Annotated in this window: 22 protein-coding genes; 18 read left to right on the top strand and 4 right to left on the bottom strand. The window is 42.8% G+C overall.

The window, feature by feature from the left end; translation table 11 throughout:
* Positions 1-444: 444 nt before the first annotated feature.
* Positions 445-849 (bottom strand): ExbD/TolR family protein, encoded by a 405-nt coding sequence (locus ACM0OZ_RS41855; protein ID WP_414588790.1) that lies wholly within the window; start codon positions 847-849, stop codon positions 445-447.
* The gene (locus ACM0OZ_RS41850) at positions 833-1486 is read right to left on the bottom strand and encodes a MotA/TolQ/ExbB proton channel family protein (protein WP_414588789.1); all 654 of its coding nucleotides are present in this window, start codon (positions 1484-1486) and stop codon (positions 833-835) included. The genes ACM0OZ_RS41855 and ACM0OZ_RS41850 overlap by 17 nt, the downstream gene beginning before the upstream one ends.
* A gap of 275 nt (positions 1487-1761) precedes the next feature.
* Here ACM0OZ_RS41850 and ACM0OZ_RS41845 point away from each other — a divergent pair, with 275 nt between their 5' ends.
* Positions 1762-3366 (top strand): TonB family protein, encoded by a 1605-nt coding sequence (locus ACM0OZ_RS41845; RefSeq protein WP_414588788.1) that lies wholly within the window; start codon positions 1762-1764, stop codon positions 3364-3366.
* A 435-nt stretch (positions 3367-3801) separates the two neighbouring features.
* Here the strand turns inward: ACM0OZ_RS41845 and ACM0OZ_RS41840 are convergent, their stop codons facing one another.
* Both ACM0OZ_RS41840 and ACM0OZ_RS41835 read right to left on the bottom strand, forming a co-directional pair.
* A complete protein-coding gene (locus ACM0OZ_RS41840) occupies positions 3802-4017 on the bottom strand; it encodes a hypothetical protein (protein ID WP_414588787.1) in 216 nt (71 codons plus the stop codon).
* Positions 3995-4219, bottom strand: coding sequence for a hypothetical protein (locus ACM0OZ_RS41835; protein ID WP_414588786.1), 225 nt, complete (start codon positions 4217-4219; stop codon positions 3995-3997). Before ACM0OZ_RS41835 ends, ACM0OZ_RS41840 begins: the two co-directional genes overlap by 23 nt.
* Before the next feature lie 191 nt (positions 4220-4410).
* Between ACM0OZ_RS41835 and ACM0OZ_RS41830 the strand changes: the two genes are divergently transcribed.
* The 17 genes from ACM0OZ_RS41830 to ACM0OZ_RS41750 all read left to right on the top strand — a co-directional run.
* The gene (locus ACM0OZ_RS41830) at positions 4411-5031 is read left to right on the top strand and encodes a hypothetical protein (protein ID WP_414588792.1); all 621 of its coding nucleotides are present in this window, start codon (positions 4411-4413) and stop codon (positions 5029-5031) included.
* Between the two features lie 36 nt (positions 5032-5067).
* Positions 5068-7059, top strand: coding sequence for a prenyltransferase/squalene oxidase repeat-containing protein (locus ACM0OZ_RS41825; protein ID WP_414588785.1), 1992 nt, complete (start codon positions 5068-5070; stop codon positions 7057-7059).
* Between the two features lie 80 nt (positions 7060-7139).
* Positions 7140-8117 carry a Rieske 2Fe-2S domain-containing protein gene (locus tag ACM0OZ_RS41820; protein WP_414588784.1) on the top strand — a complete coding sequence of 326 codons (978 nt, stop codon included), beginning with the start codon at positions 7140-7142 and terminating at the stop codon, positions 8115-8117.
* A gap of 91 nt (positions 8118-8208) precedes the next feature.
* Complete coding sequence (locus ACM0OZ_RS41815) at positions 8209-8811, top strand: ERG2 family protein (RefSeq protein ID WP_414588791.1); 603 nt, start codon at positions 8209-8211, stop codon at positions 8809-8811.
* 188 nt (positions 8812-8999) lie between these two features.
* The gene (locus tag ACM0OZ_RS41810; protein ID WP_414588783.1) at positions 9000-10319 is read left to right on the top strand and encodes a hypothetical protein; all 1320 of its coding nucleotides are present in this window, start codon (positions 9000-9002) and stop codon (positions 10317-10319) included.
* A gap of 36 nt (positions 10320-10355) precedes the next feature.
* Entirely contained in the window at positions 10356-11360 is a 1005-nt protein-coding gene (locus ACM0OZ_RS41805; protein WP_414588782.1) for a Rieske 2Fe-2S domain-containing protein, read from the top strand.
* 33 nt (positions 11361-11393) lie between these two features.
* Entirely contained in the window at positions 11394-11903 is a 510-nt protein-coding gene (locus ACM0OZ_RS41800) for a hypothetical protein (protein ID WP_414588781.1), read from the top strand.
* Positions 11904-11959: 56 nt separating this feature from the next.
* On the top strand, positions 11960-13054 hold the full coding sequence (locus ACM0OZ_RS41795; protein WP_414588780.1) for an NAD(P)/FAD-dependent oxidoreductase: 1095 nt from the start codon (positions 11960-11962) through the stop codon (positions 13052-13054).
* Between the two features lie 175 nt (positions 13055-13229).
* Positions 13230-14294 (top strand): SDR family oxidoreductase, encoded by a 1065-nt coding sequence (locus ACM0OZ_RS41790; RefSeq protein WP_414588778.1) that lies wholly within the window; start codon positions 13230-13232, stop codon positions 14292-14294.
* A 41-nt stretch (positions 14295-14335) separates the two neighbouring features.
* Positions 14336-16000 (top strand): FAD-dependent oxidoreductase, encoded by a 1665-nt coding sequence (locus ACM0OZ_RS41785; protein ID WP_414588777.1) that lies wholly within the window; start codon positions 14336-14338, stop codon positions 15998-16000.
* Positions 15981-16169 carry a hypothetical protein gene (locus ACM0OZ_RS41780; protein ID WP_414588776.1) on the top strand — a complete coding sequence of 63 codons (189 nt, stop codon included), beginning with the start codon at positions 15981-15983 and terminating at the stop codon, positions 16167-16169. The genes ACM0OZ_RS41785 and ACM0OZ_RS41780 overlap by 20 nt, the downstream gene beginning before the upstream one ends.
* Positions 16170-16174: 5 nt before the next feature.
* A complete protein-coding gene (locus ACM0OZ_RS41775) occupies positions 16175-17548 on the top strand; it encodes a cytochrome P450 (RefSeq protein WP_414588775.1) in 1374 nt (457 codons plus the stop codon).
* Between the two features lie 18 nt (positions 17549-17566).
* Positions 17567-18706 carry a Rieske 2Fe-2S domain-containing protein gene (locus ACM0OZ_RS41770; RefSeq protein ID WP_414588774.1) on the top strand — a complete coding sequence of 380 codons (1140 nt, stop codon included), beginning with the start codon at positions 17567-17569 and terminating at the stop codon, positions 18704-18706.
* 548 nt (positions 18707-19254) lie between these two features.
* Complete coding sequence (locus ACM0OZ_RS41765; protein ID WP_414588773.1) at positions 19255-19995, top strand: cytochrome c biogenesis protein CcdA; 741 nt, start codon at positions 19255-19257, stop codon at positions 19993-19995.
* A gap of 4 nt (positions 19996-19999) precedes the next feature.
* On the top strand, positions 20000-21454 hold the full coding sequence (locus ACM0OZ_RS41760) for a cytochrome c biogenesis protein (protein WP_414588771.1): 1455 nt from the start codon (positions 20000-20002) through the stop codon (positions 21452-21454).
* 164 nt (positions 21455-21618) lie between these two features.
* Entirely contained in the window at positions 21619-24753 is a 3135-nt protein-coding gene (locus ACM0OZ_RS41755; protein ID WP_414588770.1) for a filamentous hemagglutinin N-terminal domain-containing protein, read from the top strand.
* 817 nt (positions 24754-25570) lie between these two features.
* Positions 25571-26176, top strand: a 606-nt coding sequence (locus ACM0OZ_RS41750; RefSeq protein WP_414588769.1) for a filamentous hemagglutinin N-terminal domain-containing protein, incomplete at its 3' end; no start/stop codon positions are given.

Raw genomic sequence — 26176 nt, 5'->3', positions numbered from 1 at the left:
GTACAGTTGAACTGTTATGGGAGTGAGCGCCGACTTTTAGTCTAAACTCCAGTTATAAATAACCTCTAAAGGCGAAAAACGGCTACTTTATGAAGATTTAGCAGTCGCTGAATATTGGATTGTCGATGTCCAAAATGTCCAAGTTATCGCTTTTGGGATAGAAAATGGTGGTAGTAGGCGGATAACTCAATCTCAAGCCTTACCAGGATTAGCAATTTCTTTGTTAAACGAAGCTTTTCGGCTTACTGGTCAAACAGACCAAAGTCAAGTTATTGTTTGGTTATTATCGCAATTTCAGTCAGAAAAATAGCTGGAATATTAAGCTGGAATATTAACGCACTCATTTTAGAACGATGCGTTACAGCGCACAAAAGTGTGTAAAGAATTACAAGTCATCTGCGCCTAACGCACCAAGCGTGTGAATAAATTACAAATTACGAATGACTATGGTTTTTGGGTGGCGATCGCTAATTTTGCTCCCTCCACTCGCCGTACTAGATCCATCACCGCTACGACTTGACCGTGATTCACTCCTTCATCTGCATTTATCACAACCATCATCGCCTGCTGTGGCTGTACCTTTTGCCGCACACCGTTTTCCAACTGTTCTAGACTAATTACCTGCTTATCCAAGAATATTTTCCCACTCTTATCAATTGTGATGGTAGCTTGCGCTGGGCGTTGTTCTGTTTGTGCTGTCGCTGCTTTAGGCAAGTTGACTGGCAAACCCTCTGACCTTGTTAAAAATAGCGTTGACATGATAAAAAACGTCAAAATCGCAAATATCACGTCAATCATCGGCACGATATTAATCTGCGCTGGTATATCTGGTTCATCTTGCAGACGCATAAGCTTTGTCTCCTCTTTCATAGCGACGGCGATAAAGTAATTCTAGCTGTCCGCCGTACTCCTGAATGAGCGCAATTTGGCGCTGGTAAAGTCCCCGGAATGTATTGGCAAATAGGAGTACAAAAATAGCAACAACCAATCCTGATGCAGTAGAAACCAACGCTTCACTAATACCAGACGTCACACCTGCTGTTCTGCTACCTCCCACATCACCAATGTTGAGTGAGGCAAAAGAAACAATTAATCCTAAAACAGTTCCTAGAAGCCCCAATAGCGGTGCAAGAGAGATGATTGTATCGAACAGATTTTGAAAGCGCTTGAGTAAAGGTATTTCGGCTTGCGCTTCACTTTCTAATGCCAAGCGAAATTCTTCTGGAGTTGGTTCCTCTAGTTCTAAAGCAGTTAGAAAAATCCGTGCGATGGGTAAATCTGCATTTTTTTGTAGTTTATCCATGGCACCAACGACATTATTGAGACGGTAAAGGTTCAGCACCTCTCGCACCACGCGGTTTTGACGGGTATTAATTTTCACCCAAAATCTAACACGCTCGATAATTAAAGCAACTGCTAGAACAGAAAAGGCTAGCAGCGGCCACATTACCACACCGCCTGCCGCAAACAGATTTGTGATTCCCATGTACTATTCTCTCAAGCCACTAACTAATTTTGTCAGATTACCAGATTACTAGGCACAACTGATATAAGTTCTCAATACAAATTAAAGGAAATGAAAATAGATGTCAAACATCATCCATCCATGACAATTTTCTAATTTTTTTTAGGGACTATAAATACTAGACGTGAGCTACATTTCAGTCTACACACGGTTAATGATTATCTTGATGCCTAATTGACATTTGCTCGTAAATGTTTTAATCTGCCTAAGTTGCTGATAATGGGTGGCATTAAACTATGGGCTTTACTGGCACGGCTTTAGAGCAGCGAGGTAGAGAAGCAAGGGCGCTCAGGACGTTTCTCGCTTTGAGTCTGATAGGCTCATTAGGGCTGCACCTCAGTGTACTGGCTTCTGGCATAGTAGATAATTTTTTAAAGAGAGTGCAGGAAACTAACGAAGAACCCATAGAATTTGTGGTTGTCGATCCGCCTGCGCCAAAACCAGTCGCAAAGCCTATAGAGCCAGTAAAACCTCTTCAACAGGCTCCGAAACCAAAGATTGTCGAGCCAATCAAACCCCAACCAATTGAACCACCCAAACCAGTGCTGCCCCAGAAAACAGTGGTCGTGCCGCAAAAGCCACTAGAGCCGCTTCCACCAGTGTTGCCTAAGCAAACAGTAGTAGTGCCGCCAAAGCCACCAGTGCAACCCAAGCAAACAGTCATAGTGCCGCGAAAGCCACCAGTGCAGCCGCAAAAAATTGTCACCGCACCAGTACAAAAGCCAATTCCAAAGCCTCAACCCGAAATTCACCAGCCAACAAATACACTAAGCAAACCTGAACCTGCTCCAAAACCACAGGCTGATCAAAATTTGAAACGGACGTTGAGGGATTTGCAAAACACCAAAGCAAGCCAGGGAGGTGGCGGTGGCGGTGGCGGGGGTAATAGTCCCCCTATTGCCACCGGTTCAGGAGATGGCACTCTACGTAGTGGCACAGGTACTGGTACTGGCATTGGTACTGGTTCTGGCTCAGGTATCGGCTCAGGTACTGGTTCTGGTATTGGTTCTGGTTCAGGTTCTGGTATCGGCTCAGGTATTGGTTCTGGTTCAGGTTCTGGTATAGGCTCAGGTATTGGTTCTGGTACTGGCAGTGGACAAGGAAGTGGTACTGGAGTCGCTACAGCTCCCAAACCAAGAACCCCTGCTCCTTCACAGTTGGATTTTGCAGATTGCGTCAAGTGTGACGTCAAATATCCAGAACGGGCGAAACGGCGAGGCATCGAAGGCAGACCAGGTGTTGCTTTTGATGTTGACAACAATGGTAATGTTAACAATGTCCGGCTTGTCCGCTCTAGTGGTCACAAAGAATTGGATGAAGCACTGTTAGAACAAGCAAGAGACTTTAAATTAAATTCCGCAGCTGCTGGCAGACAAAATGTACAATTGTTTGCAAATTTCGCTATAGCGGGGTCACGGAATAACCAAGAAGCTCGGCAGCGTCAAAGAGAAAGACAAGAAAGATTAGAGGCTCAGAGACGAAAACAACAAGAAGCACAACAGAGAAACCCCGAAGCCGTTGCTAATGAGGAAGAAACTTCTGGACGTAGAAGACGAGCCATATTAACAACTCCGGAAACCGCCCCCCAAACCACTCCAGAAACCGGAACCAGGCGCAGGCGAGATATACCAAGTGCAGGTACAGAATCAACGACAGAACAAACAACTCCACAGCCAGTACCTCAGCTACCAGAGCAAAATTCTTCTTTTGAGCAGAATGGGCAGCAACCTCCAGACGCATCCACCAATCAGAATGATTTGCGCGAGCAATTACGTCTGCGTCAAAATCAATCTCAGCCATCTGAAGCAGCACCTTCCGGCATTGGTGAAAATAACGAATGAGCTTGTATAAAAAGTGATGCTATTCAGGGTTGGCGTAGACGCGGACAACAAACTTCAGCCGCACGTAATGCTACGCCAATTAAGCTTTTGAGGTTTCGCTTTTTCATCAAAAAAATGGCAAGGCGCGGTTTATGCCAAGAAAGAAACCTCTCACCACACTGGATCCGACAAAATTGGCGATCGCCCTTTTAAAATTAACTGCTTCTGTTTAGACTAGAACATGAAAAACGACCCAGTGCTGGTGGGTTAGTAAGGTTTCAATTGGAGAGTGACAGAAACTAGATATTTAGGCAGACTCTGGAATTCGTTTGCGTGACTTAGAAGTCCTTTTTTTAACTATAGGGTAAGGGATTCTACGTTTACGTGTTTTCCCGGTTTTCCAGCCAGAAGATTTTCCACGGGTTTTTGGAGAAACTGCTGGTGTGGCAATACCTGCTAAAACTCCTCCCATAGCTTGGGCAACTCTTCGGTGGTGTTAACTTGTCTATTGACTTGATCCCATAGTGTCAACTGACCGGGTGAGCATTTCTGCTTATTTCTTATTCGACTAATTTTATGACCAGCCAGCAACTTACTTCCCCAGTTAGACTTGCAGGCTGGTTTTGGTTTTGCTTTATGTCGTTGACACTCATCCGCGATATCGTCTGGCACACTCATCTAAAGTTTTGCCCAGTCCTAGAAAAGCTGGATGCCATTGAGTTAAGCCATCATTCGTCAATTGGTCATAAGTGCCATAGTTACTGAAATCGTAGAAAAAACTGCGTCGCATTTGGGCGGCTCTAGGATTGCTATGAATGTAGCGAAGGGTATTTAAAGCTCGCTTTGTATCGGTGGGAGGAAACCCATCAAACATTCACTTCAACTGTCAACATAACTCGTAATTGATAATTCGTAATTCGTAATTTCTACCCCACGACTGAAGTCGGGGGCTTGAATAAAGAGAAAAGTGGGAAAAGTTGGAAAAGTAGGAGATTTTGCCAAAATATTCGCTATTTTTTCTTAACTGTCTTAATAACTGTCCTTGCATATCAATATTAATAGTGAATTGATGCTCAAAAAAAAGCTTCTTATTTATGGGATGCTTACAGTCAGGTATTGCCTAAGTCCTTGTTACCAGCATTTCGACAAGCTTTACAAAACAGTAAAATTGCTTGGGCTGCTAACCAGTTTAGCTCTCGTACTCATTATGGTCGTCATGGCTTGGCATTAGTAGGTGATGCAACTGGGCATTTTCACCCAATGACAGCAACGGGGATGACTACGGGATTTTTGGATGGCGAGTGCCTTGTTCGCAGTCAAAGTTTTGAGGCTTATCGACGTGATCGCAAATTACGTACTTATGTGCCAGAAATGCTTGCGACTAGCCTTCATGAAGTATTTAGCCGCGATGACGATAGTGCTGTGGCTATTCGTAAAGGTATTTACCAAATGTGGCGTCAAAACCCTGCTTATTGTGTATCTACTATGCGATTGTTGTCAGGAGCAGAAACTAATTTGTTATTTTTTGGCAAGTCATTTATTAACGGAGTTGCTTTGGCAATAGCATACGTTATTAAAGATTCCGCTTCTAAACGTCAGTGGCAACATGGAACGAAAGTTTTACAATCTTTTGGTCAATGGTTGCGATCGCCAGCAGCCAGTCTTGTCCATAGAACCTTCCACTAATGCTTTGTGTCATATTTGCTAACAAGTAACGTGAAAATGAAAGCTGAAAAATTTTCCTCATCCTTAACATCTTCCCAGTCTCTTCCCTTAGATAGCAAAAACGCTTTGTTACGTGGTGTTAATGCTCTTGTTGTTCAGCAAGCAACTGATGGTTCTTGGGAAGGGGAAGTCGTGTGGTGCGCCATGCTAGCAGCCCAGTATACGTTAACCTGTTATATTACTCAAACACCTATTTCTCAACAACGGCGAGAAGCACTACTACTTCAATTTAGTGCAACTCGTTTACCTAGCGGCTTGTGGGGTTTACATAATCAGTCTAAGCCTTATCTTTTTACTACAACCCTTGTATATGTGGCAGCACGCATTTTAGGAGTTGATAAAGACGATCCACTTTTAGTTCCCGCACAGCAATTTATTCAGCAGCAGGGCGGAGTTGTGGCAATTCCAAGCTGGGGTAAGTTCTGGCTGGCGATGTTGAATTTATATGACTGGCGGGGCGTGAACCCAGTTTTACCAGAAGCGTGGTTGTTACCAGATTGGCTTCCTGCTCACCCCAAGAACTACTACTGCCATACTCGGCTCATTTATATGCCGATGGGCTTTATTTATGGTCGCAAGTTTCAAGTTCCGCTTACACCACTGATTCAGGAATTACGCCAAGAACTATATGTGAGTGATTACAATGCGATCGCATGGAAGGCGGCACGTAATACTCTGAGAACTGAGGATGTCTATAATCCGCCCACTCTTATATTACGTATTATTTATTACGTTACTAATATTTATGAAAGCTTTCATTTCAAAGCCTTGCGTCAAAGAGTTAGCGATGAAATGATAAAATCTATACAATACGAATGGCAAACAACAGACTATACAAGCCTCTCTCCTGTTAGTGGCTTGTTGAATATTGTTGCTTTGTGGTTGTGCGATTGCAACGATCAAGACCTTCATCAAGCCATAAACCGCTTAGAAGGGTGGATGTGGGAGGATGAGCAAAATGGACTGCGAATTGCAGGTGCGCGTAGTAGCACCTGGGACACCGCATTTGCCATTCAAGCTTTAAAAGTAGCAAGTTCTCATTTAGATGTCTCTGCAAGTCTTCTGAAAGGGCAAACATTTCTAGCAAGCCAACAAATACGAGAAAGCTTTCCCAACTATCAACACTTTCATCGCATCGATCCTCAAGGGGGATTTTGCTTTGCAGGAGTTTGGCATGGTTGGCCTGTAAGTGATTGTACAGCTGAAGCACTCTTAGCACTGACTAATGCGCCGTCTACAGCGCCTAGCTCCCGCAATTTACAAGACGCGGTGAAATTTCTCCTCCGATGCCAAAACTCTGATGGCGGCTTCGGAAGCTATGAACGGCGAAAAATAGCTTCAACTTTAGAGTGGATGAATCCCGCAGAGATGTTTGCCAACTCAATGACAGAACATTCATATATTGAGTGTACAGCGTCGTGCTTAGAAGCGTTGGGAGAATATCGTTTGCATTATCCAGATGTAATGAACCAAGAGATTGACATAGCGATTCAACAAGCAAAGTTATGGTTACTCAAAAAGCAGATGCCAGATGGTTCATGGCCAGGTTTTTGGGGAGTGAATTTTATCTACGGAACTATGTTCGGGATTCGTGGTTTATTGGCTGCTGGTGAAACCAAATCTCCAGCTATTCGCAAAGCGTGTCGTTGGTTAGTAAGTAAACAAAGAGCAGATGGAGGATGGGGAGAACATTTTCAAGGATGTTTAACAAATCAATACGTTGAACACACAGAAAGCCAAGTTATTCAAACCGCTTGGACAATGATGGCTTTACTTGCTGTAGGAACAAATCATTGGGACGCGATCGCCAAAGGAGCAAATTTCTTAGTGAATATGCAGTTAGAAAACGGCGAATGGCCAAAGCAAGATTGGGCTGGTGTTTTTTTCCATACTGCTTTGTTGGACTATACCCTCTATCGTAGCTATTTCCCTGTATGGGCTTTGGGATTGTATGAATCACGTCGAAGAGAACGCATATCGTTAGTTTGATATTGCTACTTCTGAAAAATCTGCACTGACTTGGTGTTCATAAACTTCTCACCATTTTCTACAAATTTTTAAGGGTTAATATGACGCGTTTTCCATTTACTTCTTTTCCCAATGGTTGGTTCAAAGTTGCATATAGTGATGAGCTAAGTCCAAAAAAAGTAATGCCATTACATTATTTTGGAAAAGACTTAGTACTGTTTCGGACACAAGATGGCATTCCGCATGTGTTTGACGCACACTGCCCACATTTAGGCGCACACTTGGGGTATGGAGGTCAAGTTAATGGTACTACCATCCAGTGTCCGTTCCACGGCTGGTGTTTCAATTCACTTGGTAGTTGCGTTGAAATTCCCTATGCTAGCAAGATCCCACCAAAAGCTCAGATTCGCTCCTGGCCAGTTCGTGAGGTCAACGGGGTGATTATGGTGTACTATGATGCCAAAGGAGAATCTCCGACTTGGGAAATGCCAGAACCTTCTGAATGGAATCCAAAAGAATATACTCATTTCAAGCGCTATAATTGGAAAATTCGCACACACATTCAAGAATTTGCTGAAAACGCTACAGATACAGCACACTTGCCTATTTTACATAAGTTTGGTGAAGTCGGAAGTATTAGTGTAGAAAAAAATAATGGCTCATCCTTTATTAATACCGTTAGTATTCGGGTTGGGAAGCAGAATCAATTCTTCATGAGATTATTTGACAGGAATTGTGATATTTTCATGAAACATTCTTGGGATGGAATGGGTCGTGTTTGTAATGATGTCAAAGTCAATATTGGTGATCGAGTTCAAGTCAATATATTAAGCGTATTCTTCACAACGCCGATTGATGGGGAGTATGTGGAACTTAGTTTGCTTTTCAGCATTAAGAAAGTATTTGGTAAATTGATCACTAGCTTCTTACATCACAGGCTTTTCCAAGATGCTATTACGAACATAAATTGCGACATTCCAGTTTGGGAGAATAAAGTTTACCGAAGAATTCCCTTACTTTGTGATAATGACGGACCAATTGTGCAAGTTCGAGGTTGGGCAGAACAGTTCTATGAATAAGAAATTGAGGTAATAAACACATCAAAAACTATTGATTATCTACCAGAAAAATTTGATTGCTATCAGCCAAATTCTGTTCAACAGGTAATTCATTATTAAAATTGTAAAAAATATGCCTTATATTTTTGAACCTGATATTTTGCATGAGATAGCCAAAAAAGGTATTGGTCTACCTCATGAAAAGATGTTTGAAGTTATCAGGTCAGAATTGGAACAAAAATATCCCCGCCATATCTGCCAGAACATAGAGTGGATAATTAACAACGCCGGAGGTTGTATGTACGCTGTTACTGTTCTTCATGCATCAGTGAAGGAGTATCTTCTGATATTTGGTACATCAATTGGTACAGCAGGACATACAGGACGACACTTTACTGAAATTTATGATTTTGTCATAGATGGAGAATTGTGGTACTTCCGAGAAGAACGTCCTTTTGAACGTGATATTCGCAAAGCAGGAGACAGGTATTATCTAGGAAAATTTCAAAGTGAGGGTTTGTGCATAAAAGAGCAAGCTTGGGTACTGGAATATGCGCGAGGACCAATCCCACTGTTGATGCCTTTCGGATTAGCTGATTCTTTATTCAGTACTTTAGATATTAAAACCCTATTTCGGACTCTTTGGATATATGGAAAATTAGTCCTGAAAGAACTATTGATATCCAATAACAATCAAAGAAAAGTTGATAGTTAATAAGTAGGTCAACCTTAAAAAACATAAAATAAACCTAACCCCCCAGCCCCCTTCCCTATAAGGGAAGGGGGAGAGCCAAAGCCTCTCCCCTTCTAGGGGAGAGGAATGGAAGCGAGGTCTTACGTTTAATTAGGTTGATCTACTTAGCTGAACGCTACTTATTCATTTTCATTTTGGGAATTACACTGATGAGTAACACTAATACTATTTCTATTCAAAAAAAACGTTTTCGGTTGAGAAACTATTTGCGTACCACTATTGCCTTACTTTTAATGCTGGTATGTCCAGTGACTGTAATCCTCATATGGTATACATGTGTGGAGTATGAAGGCTCTTTGCTCAAAATGCTGGCAAATATGGATCTTGCAACACTGGTCGAAATCTTCCCCAGACCTACAGCAGTTGCTTGCGAGATAATACTCATCTTCACAGTTATGCAAGCAATGCTCATGGTGTTGCTTCCAGGAAAGAAGTATATCAGTCCCGTGACCCCGGCTGGAAACCAAGTCACTTATAAGGACAATGGTTTACTGGCATGGTTGATAACACACCTGCTTCTATATGTAGGAGCATATCAATTGAAGTGGTTTTCTCCTACAATTATTTACGATAATTTTGGTTCGATACTGACTTTATGCAGTGTAGGAAGTTTATTATTTTGTTGCTTTTTATATGTAAAAGGTGTCTGGTTTCCCTCCAGTAAGGATGCGGGTAGGAGCGGCAACTTTATTATTGACTTTTTTTGGGGAACTGAACTCCATCCGCGTATTCTAGAGTTTGACCTGAAGCAGTTTATTAATTGTCGATTAGGGATGATGAGCTGGAGTTTAATCATTCTTTCTTTTCTGGCAAAGCAGTACGAAATTTATCATTATGTCAGCAACTCAATGCTTGTGGCAGTGATATTACAGCTAGTTTATATTGCTAAATTCTTTTGGTGGGAAAGTGGTTACTTAGCAACGCTTGATATAATGCATGACCGATTTGGATTCTACATTTGCTGGGGAATCACAACATGGTTACCCTGCGTGTATACATCACAAACCCTTTACCTTGTAAACCATCCTTATGAACTGGGAACGGGTTATGCTACCTGTATATTCATCCTTGGCTTGTTTGCTATTTACATAAATTACAACGCTGATGCACAACGGCAGCGAGTACGCCAAACCAACGGACAATGTACTGTATGGGGGAAACCACCGTCCGTTATTGTAGCTAAGTACAAGACAGCAGATGGTGAAGAAAGACAGAACTTGTTAGTTGTTTCTGGGTGGTGGGGAATCTCTCGTCATTTCCACTATATTGCGGAAATTGCGATCGCTTTGTTGTGGACACTTCCATGTCAGTTCGACCATGTTTTGCCTTACTTTTACGTGACTTACCTAACAATCCTTCTAGTTCATCGGTCTTTTCGAGATGATGAACGTTGTCAGAAAAAATATGGCATTTACTGGGAAAAATATTGCGATCGCGTTCCCTATCGCATTTTACCAGGAGTATTCTAAATACAAATTAATTTAACTTTTGCTGTTAAATATTTTATGGATCAACGTTTTCCTTTTTCTCCCTTTCCTAATGGTTGGTTTCGAGTAGCCTACAGTGATGAACTCACTCTCAAAAAGGTAGTTCCATTACATTATTTTGGTAAAGACTTAGTTTTGTTTCGTACAGAAGATGGTACTCCCCATGTGTTCGATGCTCAATGTCCACATTTGGGAGCACATTTAGGATATGGAGGACGAGTTGAGAAAAATACCATTCAATGTCCTTTTCACGGATGGAGTTTTAATCAAGAAGGTACTTGCACTCAAATCCCCTATGCTAATAATATTCCGCCAAAAGCACAAATTCGTTCTTGGCCAGTTCGTGAGATCAACGGGTTAATAATGGTATATTACGATGCCAAAGGAGAACCACCTAGTTGGGAATTACCAAAAATTCCTCAATGGAACGAGGCTGAATGGACTTCTTTCAAAAAGCGCCGTTGGAAAATTCGTACTCATCCCCAAGAAATGGCTGAGAACGCAATGGACAATGCCCATATGACATTTTTACATCATCAAACATTTCGGGGTGTGAAAAATCCTTCTAATGAGATTAACGGTGCAGTGTTCATCCGGCGTTTATTTCCAAAATATTATTTACCTTTAATTGCAAAATTTGGTGCTGAAGCAGAAGGTTTTTTAGAAGTTACCTGCTACGGTTTAGGCTGGCAAATTGGTTATTCATTTTTGAAGGTAATGCTTGAATTAGAAGCTATTAGTATGTTTTTACCAACACCTATTGATAATGAATATCTTGACGTGAATGTTATTGTAAGTGTGAAAAAACTGTTTAACCCATTAGTTACTCACGCTTTTGAAAAAAAGATGATTCATGAAGTATCTACTAATCTTGAGCAAGACATCCCTATTTGGGAAAATAAAGTTTATTATGCCAAACCATTGTTGAGTGAAGCTGATGGACCAATCATGCAATATCGACGCTGGGCGCAGCAATTCTATTCTCATGTGCCAGTAAAAATTACAGAAAATTTAGCTGTATAAATAAACAATCTAGGAAAGAATTAGGAGTGAAAAATGCAAGATGTCAAAGAATCAATATCGCTAAAATACCGTCCTTTTGACTGGTTACTCATCGTATCTTTCAGTTTTTTTGTATGCTCTTCTTTCTTTATTAGCTCATTTAATGCTCTGAATATCCCTTTAACGCCAGAAAGCAAGAACTTTCTCGTGCAGGCAATTTATTTATATGGTTCGACTATAGACCCTCTGTATATAATCAATCCTATATTTTGTCAAATTCAAAATTTTATAGACACATTCATATTTGGTCCTTTCTATCTACTTCTTATATATGCTTTAATAACAGGAAAAAACTGGATACGTGTGCCTGCAATTATTTACGCTTCAGTTATAGCTTACTCTCTCATCTTATATTTTGGAGTCGAGTTGTTCGGCGACTACCCACCCATAAATTATTCCAAATTCTTTGCCATTAATTTACCGTATCTTTTAGTCCCACTTCTTTTAGGTTATCGAATGCGACATCCATACCCGTTTAGTCATAACAGCATTGCCAAAGATTAAAAACTAATATTTTGGCTCGTAGAGTTTAATCCTAATTCGACAATGGAGACTTGATTATGAAAAAGGTAGTGGTTATAGGAGCAGGACCATCTGGTTCTGCTGCAGCCATAAGCCTCACAAAATTTCCCGGAATCGAGGTACTTTTGCTGGATAAAGCTACTTTTCCCCGTCGTAAAGTGTGTGGTAGTGGACTATCTCCTTGGACTTTGGAACTGCTAGACCAAATAGGAATAGGAGAAATAGTTCGTAAAGAAGCTTACCCAATTCATGCAGGTATCATCGGTGGAGTCGGTGGCACAGCCGTTGAACTGCGGGGTAAGTATGAAGCTTCTGTCCTTCTACGCTCTCGTTTTGATACTTTATTAGCATACGAGGCAGCACAACGGGGCGCTAAACTCATGGAAGGTATCCGTGTTGAGGAATTGGTGCGAGAAAAAGGACGATTCCTGGGCGTAAGAACGAATCAAGGAGAAATCGAAGCGGATGCTGTGATTGTTTGTAACGGAGGTACAAGTAAGTTAGCCAAGACAGAGCGAAAAGCAACAACCTTGCGTTCTTTGATGGGATGGTATGAAGGTGTAGAAGGTATATCAGATGCTGTAGAGCTTTACTTTGACCCGATGGTTAAACCTTACTACGGTTGGGTATTTCCAGAAAGCAAAAATCGTGTCAATATTGGGATTTGTTACGATCCGGCACATGGTAATCTCAATGCCCAACAACGCTTTCAGGCTTTTGTCGAAAGTCGTTTGGCTCATCGGATGAAGTATGCCAGTCGGATTGATTATCTAGTGGGACATCCTATTTCAATTACCCATAAACCAACGGCTCTGGTTCAGCCAGGAACGCTGGTTGCAGGTGAGGCTGGAAATCTCGTAGATCCAGCTACAGCAGAGGGGATTCATACTGCACTAGCCAGTGGACTATTAGCTGGTGAGTTTCTCGGTTCACTTTTTGAGCGAGGAGCCGAGCCTTCCTTAAAAGAACTTTCACCATATACAAAATTGATTCAGAAAAAGATTGGACCCCGTTTAATGGCAGGTCATCTATTTTTACAAGCTGCGAAAACCCCAATCTTGGATCTGGCTTTTCGTTTCGGCTCTTTAAAAGCGGTTCAGAATATCCTGCTTTGGGCGCTAGCTGGTGCTTAGTATGAAAAAATTGTATTTTCAACAATAAATTATAGGAATCCTAAATGATTTATGAAAAATCTTAAGTATTGTAGGGTGGGCAGTGCTTACCGTATTTTGCCCACTACATCCGGGTTTTACTAAGCACTGCCCTCCGCAAGCGTGTCGTTCAAAAATCTGCGGAGGAGTCCTATATATGACAATATTAGTTACTGGAGCCAGCGGTCACTTAGGAGCCAATTTGGTTCGTCGCTTGCTAGAAGATGGGCATAGTGTACGGGTTATTTTACGAGAAGGAAGTAATAAGACTGCGATCGCCCCTTTAGATGTGGAATGCGTCTACGGAGACTTGCGAGATTTCGCCTCCACTGTCGCGGCTGTCAAGGGATGCGATCGCATTTATCATTGTGCTGCTAAAATCTCCACTCTAGATGGCGATGCCCGTTTCAAGCAAGAAATCTACGACTGTAACGTCAAAGGAACAATTCATGTGCTGCGTGCTGCTCTTGATGCCGATGTTTCCAAGGTTGTAGTCAGTGGTTCCTTGAGTGCAGTTGGTCATCATCCATCTCGTCCCAGCGATGAAACAATGCCTTTTTATCCGTTTGCTCAACACTTACCTTACGAATTGACAAAAACTTTAGCAGAACATGAATGTCTCAAAGCGTTTGCAGATGGTCTAGACGTAGTAGTTGCTGTCTCTTGTGCAATTCTTGGTCCTAACGATTTCAAACCTTCACGCATGGGACGAACACTGTTGGATTTTGCTCATGGTAAGTTACTCGCTTACATTCCCGGTGGCTTTGACTTTGTAGCTGCCAGAGATATTGTAGAAGGTCATATCTTAGCTATGGAGAAGGGGCGAGGCGGGCAAAAGTACATTTTTAGCACCCAGTTTCTCACAGTGGATGAATTGATAAAAATTTTCGAGGAAGTTACAGGAATGCCGCGTCCCAAGCTGCGCTTACCCATAGCAGTGATGGCAGGGATTGCCTCTGTTGCAGACTTTGTATTTCCGCGATTTTTCCCCAATGCGCCCCGGCGTTTTACATCGGGAGCAGTGCGACACTTGCGGATGAATCGCCGTGCTGACATAAGCAAAGCGAAAAACGAGTTAGGGTATCAGCCAACTTCTGTTAAGCAGGCAATTTATGAGGCATACGAAGACTTTGCTCGTCGGGGTTTGATTGCTCGTCCCAACAACATCACTTTTACTGTGCCGGAAAAAAATTATCGTCAACAACAGATAAAAACTAAATAATGCCTATGACTGTGACACTATTCTTTTTTAGAGAAACTTGAATGCAAAGCTGGGATTACACAAAAGATATTGTTGTCGTTGGGTCAGGTGCAGGTGGCATGACTGCTGCACTGGTGGCTTGCGCGCGCAAAAATGATGTCATTTTACTAGAAAAATCCTCAGTATATGGAGGTTCCACAGCCTTATCTGGTGGAGCCATCTGGATTCCAGGTAATCACTTGATGGCACAAGCAGGTATTAGCGATTCCCGTGAAGAAGCACTTATTTATTTGAAAACAGTTACTACAGACCAAGTTGCTGAAAAACTGTTACAAGCTTATGTAGATAATGCAGCAGCTATGGTCAAATACTTAGAAGAAAATTCTCACGTACATTTTCAAATTTTGCCTGGACTTTCTGATTATTACCCAGAACACAAAGGCTATCAAAGCCAAGGGGGGCGCACACTAATAGCGATACCTTTTAATAAACGTAAATTAGGCAAAATTGCACAAGACTTGCGCCTACCTCACCCGCAAACGTTAGTCCTAGGGCGGATAAACGTTACCCCTAATGAAGCCCATAAGATGGTGGATTCTTCCCTGAAAGGAAGATTGAAGGCAGCCTATATTCTCAGTCAATATATTTTTAATCCCAGTCGTTTGTTTGCTCGCTACGATACCCGTTTAACTATGGGAAATGCCCTCATTGGTAGTCTGCGTCTGTCCCTTTTAAACCGCAATATTCCCATTTGGCTAAACGCGCCTGTCAAACAACTCATTATCGAAAATAAGGCAGTTGTCGGAGTGGAAGTTGAGCAAAATGGCAAGAAACTAAACATCCGCACCAATAAAGGTGTGATCTTAGCGGCGGGTGGCTTTTCGCGGAATAAAGCAATGCGTTTACAGTACCAACGTCATCCAATTTCTGACCAATGGACAGCAGCTAACCCGGATGATATGGGTGATGGTATCCACATGGGTATAAGTGTTGGAGCAGAATGCGAACTGATGCAAGAGGCATGGTGGACACCAACAACTGTTGTGCCTGGAAAGGAATATGCCTACGTACTCATTATCGAAAAATCATTGCCGGGTTGCATGATAGTCAATGCAAAAGGGCAACGTTTTACTAATGAAGCTTCTCCTTACATTGATGTAGTCAATGATATGTATAAATATGATAGTATCCCAGCATTCTTGATTTTTGATAACCGATTTCGCAATAAATATCCCACAGGACCGCTGATGCCGGGTTTCACTCCCAAAAAATATTCGGACAATGATTACATTAAGGTGGCGGATACGATTGAAAAATTAGCGGCAAAATGCGGTATTGAGCCACAGAAATTAGTAGAAACTACTCAAAAAATGAACCAGTACGCCTTAACTGGTAAAGACCTTGATTTTCAAAGAGGAGATAGCAGTTATGACCGTTACTATGGCGATCCAAATGTTAAGCCTAACCCCTGCTTAGGAGCAATTGATCGCCCACCGTTTTATGCCATTGAAATATTCCCTGGAGACTTAGGGACCAAGGGAGGACTGAAAACTGATAATTATGCTCGCGTACTGCGAAAAGATGGCACAGTTATCGAGGGACTTTATGCAACTGGAAATGTCTCGGCTTCTGTGATGGGTAATACCTATCCGGGTGCTGGGGCTACAATTGGCCCAGCCATGACATTTGGTTACATCGCTGCTGGCCATGCCTCTTCACGCTGTTGAAATCAGCAAAGCGAAAAACGAGTTAGGCTATCAGCCAACTTCTGTTCAACAAGCAATTTATCAGGCATACGCAGACTTTGCTCGTCGGGGTTTGATTGCTCGTCCCAACAACATCACTTTTACTGTGCCGGAAAAAAATTATCGTCAACAACAGATAAAAACTAGATAATGCCTATGACTACTGCTACACTCAACACCTTAAAAAAGTCTCCCCCACGACTACCGGGAGGATTACCTTACCTGGGGCATATATTTGAGTTTCAGCGAAATCCGGTGGGGCTTTTGCAACGGGGACGGGATCAATTTGGCGAAGTTTTCTCGTTTCTATTAGCCGGAAGTTGGATGACAGTTTTTACTGGTCCTAAAGCGAATGAAGCTTATTTTCGCGCTCCTGACGACCAATTGAGTGCTAAAGAAGCTTACCAGTTTACTGTACCGATTTTTGGTAAAGGCATTGCTTACGATACAACTCCTGAAATCATGAGCGAGCAGCTGGGGTTTGTTTTTCCAGCACTGCGTGAGGAGCGTTTGCAGCGCTATGCTCAGTTGATGGCTACTGAAGCTGAAGCATACTTTGACACTTGGGGTCAAGAGGGGGAAGTAGACCTTCTCGAAGCCATGAACGAGTTAACTATATTCATTGCTAGCCGTTGTCTAATTGGTCAAGAGTTCCGTCAGAATGTTTCTACTGAGTTTCCACGGTTATATAAAGATTTGGAAGGTGGAATCAATTTACTGGCTTTCTTTCAGCCCTACTTGCCCTTACCTTCCTTTCAAAGGCGCGACAAGGCTCGCGTCCGGATGGTGGAGTTAATTTCTCAGATTATTGCCCAAAGGCGATCGCGTGGCATTGAAGGCGAGGATTTTTTACAAACATTAATGACCGCCCACTACAAAGATGGTACAGCATTGTCCGATGACAATATTACTGGTTTATTGCTGACTCTGTTGTTTGCTGGTCAACATACAAGCGCCGTACTAGCAACTTGGACAGGGATACTACTTCTGCAACACCCACAATATCTAACTCCTATCCTCACAGAACAACAAGAATACTTGGGCAATGGGCAAGAAATGTCTCTAAATGTGCTACGCCAATTAGTAGCTTTGGAACGTTCAATTAAAGAAGCTGAACGCCTGCGTCCGCCCCTAATCATGCTCATGCGTAAGGTGTTGCGGGATTTAGAATACGGAGAATATTGTATAAGTGCAGGTAGTTTGGCGATGGTTGCGCCAGCAGTCTCTCATCGTATTCCAGAAATTTTCCCCAACCCTGAGCGTTATGATCCTGATCGCTTTAGTGTAGGGCGAGAGGAAGACCGTAAGGCAACATACGCCCTGTTGGGATTTGGCGGTGGTAGACACCGTTGTATTGGTCAGACATTTGCCTATCAGCAGGTTAAGGTGATTTGGAGCGTTCTACTACGGCGATTTGACCTAAAGCTGGTGCATCAGGAATATCAACCTGATTATTCTACTTTTGTTGTTGGGCCACGACAACCAAGCCTTGTTAGTTATCGACGTAAGCCTCAAACTACTAGTTTTTAGCAATCACAACAACACATAATGAGCATTAACCCTGACAAATTATCAGCTTCTTCGCCTCCTACGTTCTCTGAAGCAAAAAACCGTCGCCAAAAAGTCCGTTCATCGGGCATGAACCCAGATTACTGGTATGCTGTTGAATATGACCATGCCATTAAACCAGGTCAAGTTGTTGAGGTTAAGTTTTGGAAAACTTCGATTGCTTTATACCGAGGACAAGATGGCAAACTTAGAGCTTTAGAAAATCGTTGCGCTCACCGTCAGCTTAAGCTTTCTTTAGGTGAGGTAGATGGTTGTAATTTGGTGTGCTATTACCACGGATGGCAATATAACGAAGAAGGGCGGCTCGTGGATATCCCGCACGACCTGTTCGACAACCGAATGCCATCTTGCAAAGTCAGTACTTATCCGGTCAAAGTCCGCTATGGGCTGATTTGGATTTTTCCTGGCGACCCAGCCCTCGCCGAGATTAAACAGATTCCCGATATCCCAGAACTAGAAGGAAAAAATCCTTGGGCTTGCGTACCGTTAGATTTTACCTGGCGGGCACATCATTCTATGATTATTGACAATGTGAGCGACTTTACCCATGCTTACTTGCATCGCAAGTATCGTCCATTTGTCGATGCCAAACTAACCAAGTGTGAAGCTGTAGGCGATCGCGTTTTTGTGAGTTACGATACTCAAGTCGGGACTGGAAAAATTTCTGGATTATTTGTCGATAGAGAAAGGGTCAATACCAACTCTATGGATTTGTGTTATGAATATCCTTACCAGTGGTCAAATACTGACAATAAAATTAAACATTGGTGTTTTATTTTACCAATTGACGAGCAAAATAGCCGCACATTCTTCCTATTTTATTTCGATGCCCTCAAAATTCCCTTCACAAAAGTGCGGATTCCCCAATGGCTAATGACATTCGTACTCAAGATTGCCAATCCACTTTTAATTAAGCCTCTTTTATATCAAGATAAAATCGCCGTTGAAGCAGAGCAAGAGGGATATGAAACTCACTTTAATGCGCCCATCGTTGAACTCAATCCCGCAGTACACCTGTTTCAACAACTGACAATTCGTAAATGGGAAGAGTATTTGACTAAGACACAAGAAAAACAGCCATTGATCAATTCAGTGGTAAGTTCTTCCACCTCTTATTAATTTCAGTACTTGGTTGCTAATACCCATTCGGGGTATTGGGCAAAGCACAGAAACTAACTGATAACGATAATCATATAAGTGTTGAACAGGTATGACAAAACTTTGCTCAAAATCTAGCAAAATATACACAAACATCTGAGTTTTGCTAGACTAATTCTGAGAGTTCTACTACAGAACCACCTCAAAAAAGATTAAGTAGCGCCATTATCTAAAACCAAAAGTAATCCCAAATAATTTAATTAATTAAGAGGGAATTAGGGTGTCTGGTAGTACATCCGAGGCATAGAACTCAAAAGTTCCGTACAAAATTACGTTCTTCTTTTGAGTTGCTTAAAGCCGATGAACAAATGTCTGTCTATATTTGACTATGTGATTCGGAACTATAGACGAAACCTCCTAGTAGTAGCAATTACTAGTTTTTGGCAAAGTCAGTAGATCACAAAGTTTTTTAGATTGGGTTGCCAAAAGGTGTCATAACGCCTGGAGGCTCAATCTAAAATTAAGCTAAAATTCAAGCATAGTAAGCATTTCCTGCTTTTAAATACCTCATGCTTGAAACCTTGCAAACCCGACTTTACGAACTAGAACAATTTGCTAACGCCCTTGTCGCCAACCAACTCACGCACCTGAGTTTGCTGAGTATTGGCGTCATTTTTCTAGCAGGGTTGCTCACCAGCCTCACACCCTGTATGCTTTCCATGTTACCGATTACCATTGGCTACATCGGTGGTTATGAAGCAAAAAACCGTCTGCAAGCAGCTACCCAGTCAACGTGGTTTGCTTTGGGATTGGCGACTACATTGGCAGGGCTAGGTATTATAGCAGCTTTTGTGGGAAAAGTCTACGGTCAAGTTGGAATTGGTTTACCGATTATTGTCAGTATTATTGCTATCCTCATGGGGCTGAATTTACTCGAAGCCTTACCGTTGCAATTGCCCTCTTTTGGCGGTACAGAGTGGATTTCGCAAGAATTACCCCAAGGAGTGCGAGCATATTTGATTGGTTTGAGTTTCGGTGTTGTCGCCTCACCTTGCAGTACCCCTGTTTTAGCGAGTTTGCTTGGTTGGGTTGCCAATACACAAGACTTAATTTTAGGCGCTGTTTTGCTGCTTTCCTACACAGCAGGTTATGTTGCACCATTAATTTTAGCGGGTACGTTTACAGCTTCAATCAAGAAATTGCTAGAATTGCGCCGTTGGTCTGGTTGGATTAACCCAGTCAGCGGTGCTTTGTTGGTAGGATTTGGTGTACTTTCTTTAATTTCTCGGATTCCTATTGGAACTTTTTAGCTAAATGTCTATAGAAAATTCAGTTTCCAAACAATCTATCTGGTCAGCATTTGGGCAGTTATTGCGCAAAGAGTTATTACCCGTGCTAACCGATTTACGCTTAGCAATTGTGATGCTGTTAGTCATTGCACTCTTTAGCGTCACTGGTACTGTTATAGAGCAAGGTCAATCCCTGGCGTTCTATCAAGCTAACTACCCAGAGCACCCGGCTTTATTTGGTTTTCTCACCTGGAAAGTCATCTTAACAGTGGGCTTAGACCATGTTTATCGAACTTGGTGGTTTTTAGCATTACTCATCTTTTTTGGGGCAAGCTTAACTGCTTGTACCTTTACTCGTCAGTTCCCAGCTTTAAAAGCTGCCCGTCGGTGGAAATTTTACGAGGAACCCCGCCAATTTCAAAAGTTAGCTTTGAGTGCGGAATTCGATGTACAGACGCGCCATGGCGCGTCTGTACAAACGCCGACAACGTCTGTACAAACCCCGACAGCGTCTCTACAAACCCTGACTCAAATTTTGCCAAATCGCCGCTACAAAGTTTTTCAAGAGAAAGAAGGTACTCTTTACGCTCGCAAAGGCATTATCGGACGCATCGGACCAATTGTCGTTCATGTGGGTATCGTGACTATTCTCCTAGGGTCGATTTGGGGAGCAATGACTGGTTTTATGGCTCAGGAAATGGTTCCCAGTGGTAACACCTTCCAAGTAAAAAATATAGTAGATGCGGGACCTTTGGCAGCGCAAGTTCCTAAAGATTGGTCTGTGCGAGTCAATCGCTTTTGGATTGACTACACCCCTTCTGGTGGAATTGACCAGTTCTACTCAGATATGTCTGTTTTAAATAATCAGGGACAGGAAGTTGACCGCAAGACGATTTTCGTCAACAGTCCTCTGCGTTATCATGGCGTGACTTTCTACCAAACCGATTGGGGAATCTCTGCTGTTAAAGTGCGAGTCAACAACAGCCCCATTTTTCAACTACCAATGGCGCAACTGAACACCAACGGTAATGGACGCATTTGGGGAACTTGGATTCCTACTAAACCAGATATGAGTGAAGGTGTCTCTTTACTGGCGAAAGACTTGCAAGGAATGATGTTAATTTACGATGCTACCGGCAAGCTGGTTGACACTGTTCGCGCTGGAATGTCTACGCAAGTCAATGGTGTAACGTTGAAAATTCTCGATATTATTGGCAGTACTGGCTTACAGATTAAAGCTGATCCAGGAATACCGATTGTTTATACAGGGTTTGCCTTGCTCATGCTAGGTGTTACGATGAGTTACTTCTCTCACTCGCAAATTTGGGCATTGCAAAAAGATGGTCGCCTGTATGTAGGTGGTAAAACCAATCGCGCACAGGTTGCTTTTGAGCGAGAAATGTTGGAGATTTTGGATAAGTTAAGTTTACCTACACAAGCTGAGGAGAAAGCGATCGCGGTAGAATCTCCTTCCGCCTAATTACAACGTTTTTTAGGTAAATGAGCGCAATCTTGACCTTTGTCCTATTCAGATCCCCGACTTCGTAAAAGTTGTCGGGGATCTTGTTTTTTGAGATAAAAATTGAACCAATAATTATGATTTACTGAGTATTGGTGCAAATACCATAAAAACTGGAGGGTGTAGTGTCCAATTTGGGTACTCGTTGCGGTTGGCTCTTAGGAATTGTCATAGGTGGTGTGTATATTTGGAGTGCACATTGCGCTTTTGCTCAAATTACACCAGATACCACTCTACCGAATAATTCTATCGTCACACCCTCTGGTAATATCATAAATATCACTGGCGGAACTCAAGCGGGTGGCAACTTATTCCATAGCTTCAAAGAGTTTTCTGTAGGCATTGGTAGCGAAGCTTTCTTTAACAATACGGTTGACATAGGGAACATAATTAGCCGTGTAACAGGTGGGTCAATCTCTAATATTGATGGTTTAATCCGAGCGAACGGCACTGCTAACCTATTCCTGATAAATCCTAATGGCATTGTTTTTGGAGCGAATGCACGGTTAAATATTGGAGGCTCGTTTATTGGTAGTACTGCCAGCAGTCTGAAGTTTGCCGATGGTACGGAATTTAGCGCAACCAATCCTGGTGCCACTCCTCTATTAACGATCAGCGTTCCACTGGGGTTGCAATTTGGCGCAAATCCTAAAGAAATTCAGGTGAACGGACCAGGGCACGAATTTTCATATGCAAACGATATCATTGAGTATAATAACGGCTCTAAAACCAATCAACCCATTCCCGTTCTTAACAGTAGCCAACCAGGATTGCAAGTGAGTGAGGGGAAAACCTTAGCACTGGTGGGAGGGAATGTGTCAATTTCGGGTGGCATTCTCAAGTCACCAGCAGGACGTATTGAAATCGGCAGTGTTGGCAGCAATCAGGCTGTGAGTCTCGCGCCGATAGAACAAGGTTGGAAGCTGGGTTATGAAGGCACAACCAGTTTTGCAGACATCGGGTTAACAGAGAAATCGTTTCTGGGTGCAACAGGAGATGGCGGTGGTGCGATCGCAATCGCTGGTAGAAATATTAAATTTACCTCTGAATCAATAGTACGAGCTGATACCCTGGGCGACAGAAATGGGCAACAAATTAGTATCCTTGGGGATGCGATCGTTGTCGATAGATCCAACATCAGTGCTTACACCTTTAGTTCTGGCAATGGCGGACAAGTAAAGCTGGAAGCCAACAACATTACGTTTAACAATAACGGTGGCGCAGGAACTCAGGCAACAGCATCGGGAAACGCGGGAGACGTTACCCTCAAAGCTAAGAATTCTTTTGTTGCTAGCAATCAAAGTGGGCTAGGCAGCACTACCTTTGGTGTAGGTAATAGCGGAGTGATAAACGTTGAAGCTAATTCTTTTGATTTTAGCAATCAAAGTGGGCTAGGCAACCGTACCTTTGGTACAGGTAATGGCGGAGTGATAAACATTGAAGCTAATTCGGTGCGGCTTGAAGAGGAATCTGGTTTTGTTGCGACTTCTTTTAGTAATGGCGGCGTCGGCGAAATCAAAATTAAAGTTGGCGATTTGGTAATCCGCAATGCTGCTATTGGAAATGAATCATCATCCGGAAGTAATGGTGGAAAAATCAACATCGACGCAAATTATTTTCTACTCGAAAATGCCGCGATCAATAGCACTACGGGGAAAGACAGCACAGGTAATGGCGGAGAAATTAACATTAATGTGGCAAACTCTTTTGTGCTCAAGCTTCCAGATATAAAAGCTAATAGTTCTGGTACAGGTAATGCTGGAACAATCAGCATAACTGCCAAAAATATGCAGATTGAAGGTGGGACTCTCACTAGCAATACGGACAATTTAGGTAAATCAGGCAACATCTCTATTCGTGCCACAGACTCTTTTGGGGTAACCAATGCAGGTATACAAGCTAACAGTTCTGGTACGGGTGAGGCTGGAACTATCAGCATAACTGCCAAAAATGTGCAGCTTGAAGGTGGTGGAGGTATTGAGAGCATTGCGTCTGCTTCAGGTAAATCAGGCAACATATTTATTAATGCCACCGACTCTTTTGGGCTGACTGATGGACGTATAACTGCTAACAGTTCTGGCACAGGTAATGCTGGAACTATCAGCATTGATGCCAAGAATGTGCAGATTGAACGTGGAGGTATCAATAGCATTGCGTCTAATTTAGGTAAATCAGGCGACATCTCTATTAATGCCACAGACTCTTTTGGGCTGACAAATGTAGGTATACAAGCTAACAGTTCTGGTACGGGTGATGCTGGAACAATCAACATAACTGCCAAGAATGGGCAGATTGAAAGCGCAGAGGTTAGTAGCAATACACAGAACACAGGTAAAGCCGGAGAAATCAACTTTAATGTCGCAGACTCTTTTGATCTCAAGGCTGCAAGTATAAATACAAACACTAGTGGCGAGGCTAACGGTGGAAAAATCTACATTAGTGCAAAGAAATTGCAGATGCAAAATGCGAGTATTAGTAGCGATGCAAGCAACACAGGTAGGGGTGGAGATATTGAGCTACAGATAGGAAACTTACTTTTGTTGCGTGGTCAGAATTTTAGGAGTTTCATCTCCACCAGTGCAACTGGTAGTGGCAATGGTGGCAACATAAGCATCAATGTTCCCAATGGCTTTATTGTTACTGTCCCGAATGAAAACAGCGACATTAGCGCTAATGCATTTAGTGGCGGTGGTGGCAAAATCACAATCACATCTTTAAGTAATTTTGGCATCCAACAGCGTAGTCAAGAAGACTTTAAGCGCTTGTTGGGAAGCACCGACCCAAACCAATTAAAGCCTGAAAATTCACTAACAAACGATATTACAGCATTTTCCCAAACCAGCCCGACTTTAGAAGGTCAGGTAATTATCAACACACCATATGTTGACCCTAGCAAAGGATTTGTGGAACTACCCACGCTGCTAGCAGAGATATCAGAGGTCATAGACACAAGCTGTGCTGCCTTTGCTGAAGGAGAAGGTAGTAAGTTTACTGTCACCGGACGTGGCGGGTTACCCCCGAGTCCCTACGAACCCCTCAGCACTGATGTTCTATGGACAGATACTCGCACTACGGCTATCACAACACAGCAGCAAGGGAAAAAGGAACCTGCGGACTTACCACAGTCTAAACCTGAAGCTATAAAAATTGTCCCTGCTACCGGTTGGGTATTCAACGGCAAGGGTCAAGTAACCTTGATCTCGCATGCATCCAATCCTAATCGTATGGGGAGGACTCCTGCTAGCTGTCCAAAACCGTGATATCATGTTCGGCTAATTAGTTATGATTTCCACGTTGACTGCACCCCACCCCTTTATCCCCTCCCCGCGAGCGGTGAGTCCAGCGCTGTAGGCGGGTTTCCCGCCGTAGGCGACTGGCGAACCCGGAGGGGGAGGGGACGTGAAACGCAGCTTTACGGGGGCTAGGGGTCCCCTCTGGGGTTGGGGGAGGGGGTTCTTAGGTAATGATAAGTATTTAACCGGACTTGATATCACCTCATGTCAAATGCCTGGTCACGACGATCAGGCTTTTGATCACAAACAGTGGGGTTATCCGTTACATAAATCCTGCTCAACTCTAATCAATGCTTCTCAAAGCTATTCAATTGGTGTCGAGCAACGCTAATACTTCCTGTTTCACTCTGGCGGTGTCGGCACTCACTAGTCCACAGGCGCGAGCTCCGTCTAACTGACGACTCTATGTATCGAAGAGAAGTTAAAAAAAACTTCTTTTGAGGCGCTACTAACGACCCTCTGTCTAGGTCGCTTGCACTTCGCCTGTGGCACGTTTACCAAACGCCAGTCGATGCTGGAAGGGTTATCCTCGCTCCGGCACGGTAGTTAACCGTTAATATATTGACTATAAGAGCGTCTTTTCGCTATACCTGCTCAAAATTGACGACCGTGTGATTTGACTTGAATAGATTTTAGGTTACAGTTCCATGCCCCTTCGGTTAGTTATAGAGTTTCGTTATAAATAAAAGTTATTGCTTACAGCAGCATGCGGTCAATAGCCATGCAAGTCGCAATTATGATTTACTGAGTATTGGTGCAAATACCATAAAAACTGGAGGGTGCAATGTCCAAGTTGGGTGCTCGTTGGGGTTGGCTCTTAGGAATTGCGATGGGTGGTGTGTATATTTGGAGTGCACATTGCGCTGAAGCTCAAATTACACCGGATGCCACTCTACCGAATAATTCTATCGTCACACCCTCTGGTAATATCATAAATATCACTGGCGGAACTCAAGCGGGTGGCAACTTATTCCATAGCTTCAAAGAGTTTTCTGTAGGCATTGGTAGCGAAGCTTTCTTTAACAATACGGTTGACATAGGGAACATAATTAGCCGTGTAACAGGTGGGTCAATCTCTAATATTGATGGTTTAATCCGAGCGAACGGCACTGCTAACCTATTCCTGATAAATCCTAATGGCATTGTTTTTGGAGCGAATGCACGGTTAAATATTGGAGGCTCGTTTATTGGTAGTACTGCCAGCAGTCTAAAGTTTGCCGATGGTACGGAATTTAGCGCAACCAATCCTGCTGCCACTCCTCTATTAACGATCAGCGTACCACTGGGGTTGCAATTTGGTTCAAATCCTAAAGAAATTCAGGTGAACGGACTAAAGCACGAATTTTCATATCAAGAAGATATCATCGAGTATAATGACGATAAAGCCAAT

Origin of the sequence: Scytonema sp. PCC 10023 (assembly GCF_963920835.1) — a bacterium.
Taxonomy (GTDB): domain Bacteria; phylum Cyanobacteriota; class Cyanobacteriia; order Cyanobacteriales; family Nostocaceae; genus Kalymmatonema.
The sequence above is the reverse complement of the archived record's forward strand: the minus strand, read 5'-3'. Positions and strand labels throughout refer to the sequence as shown.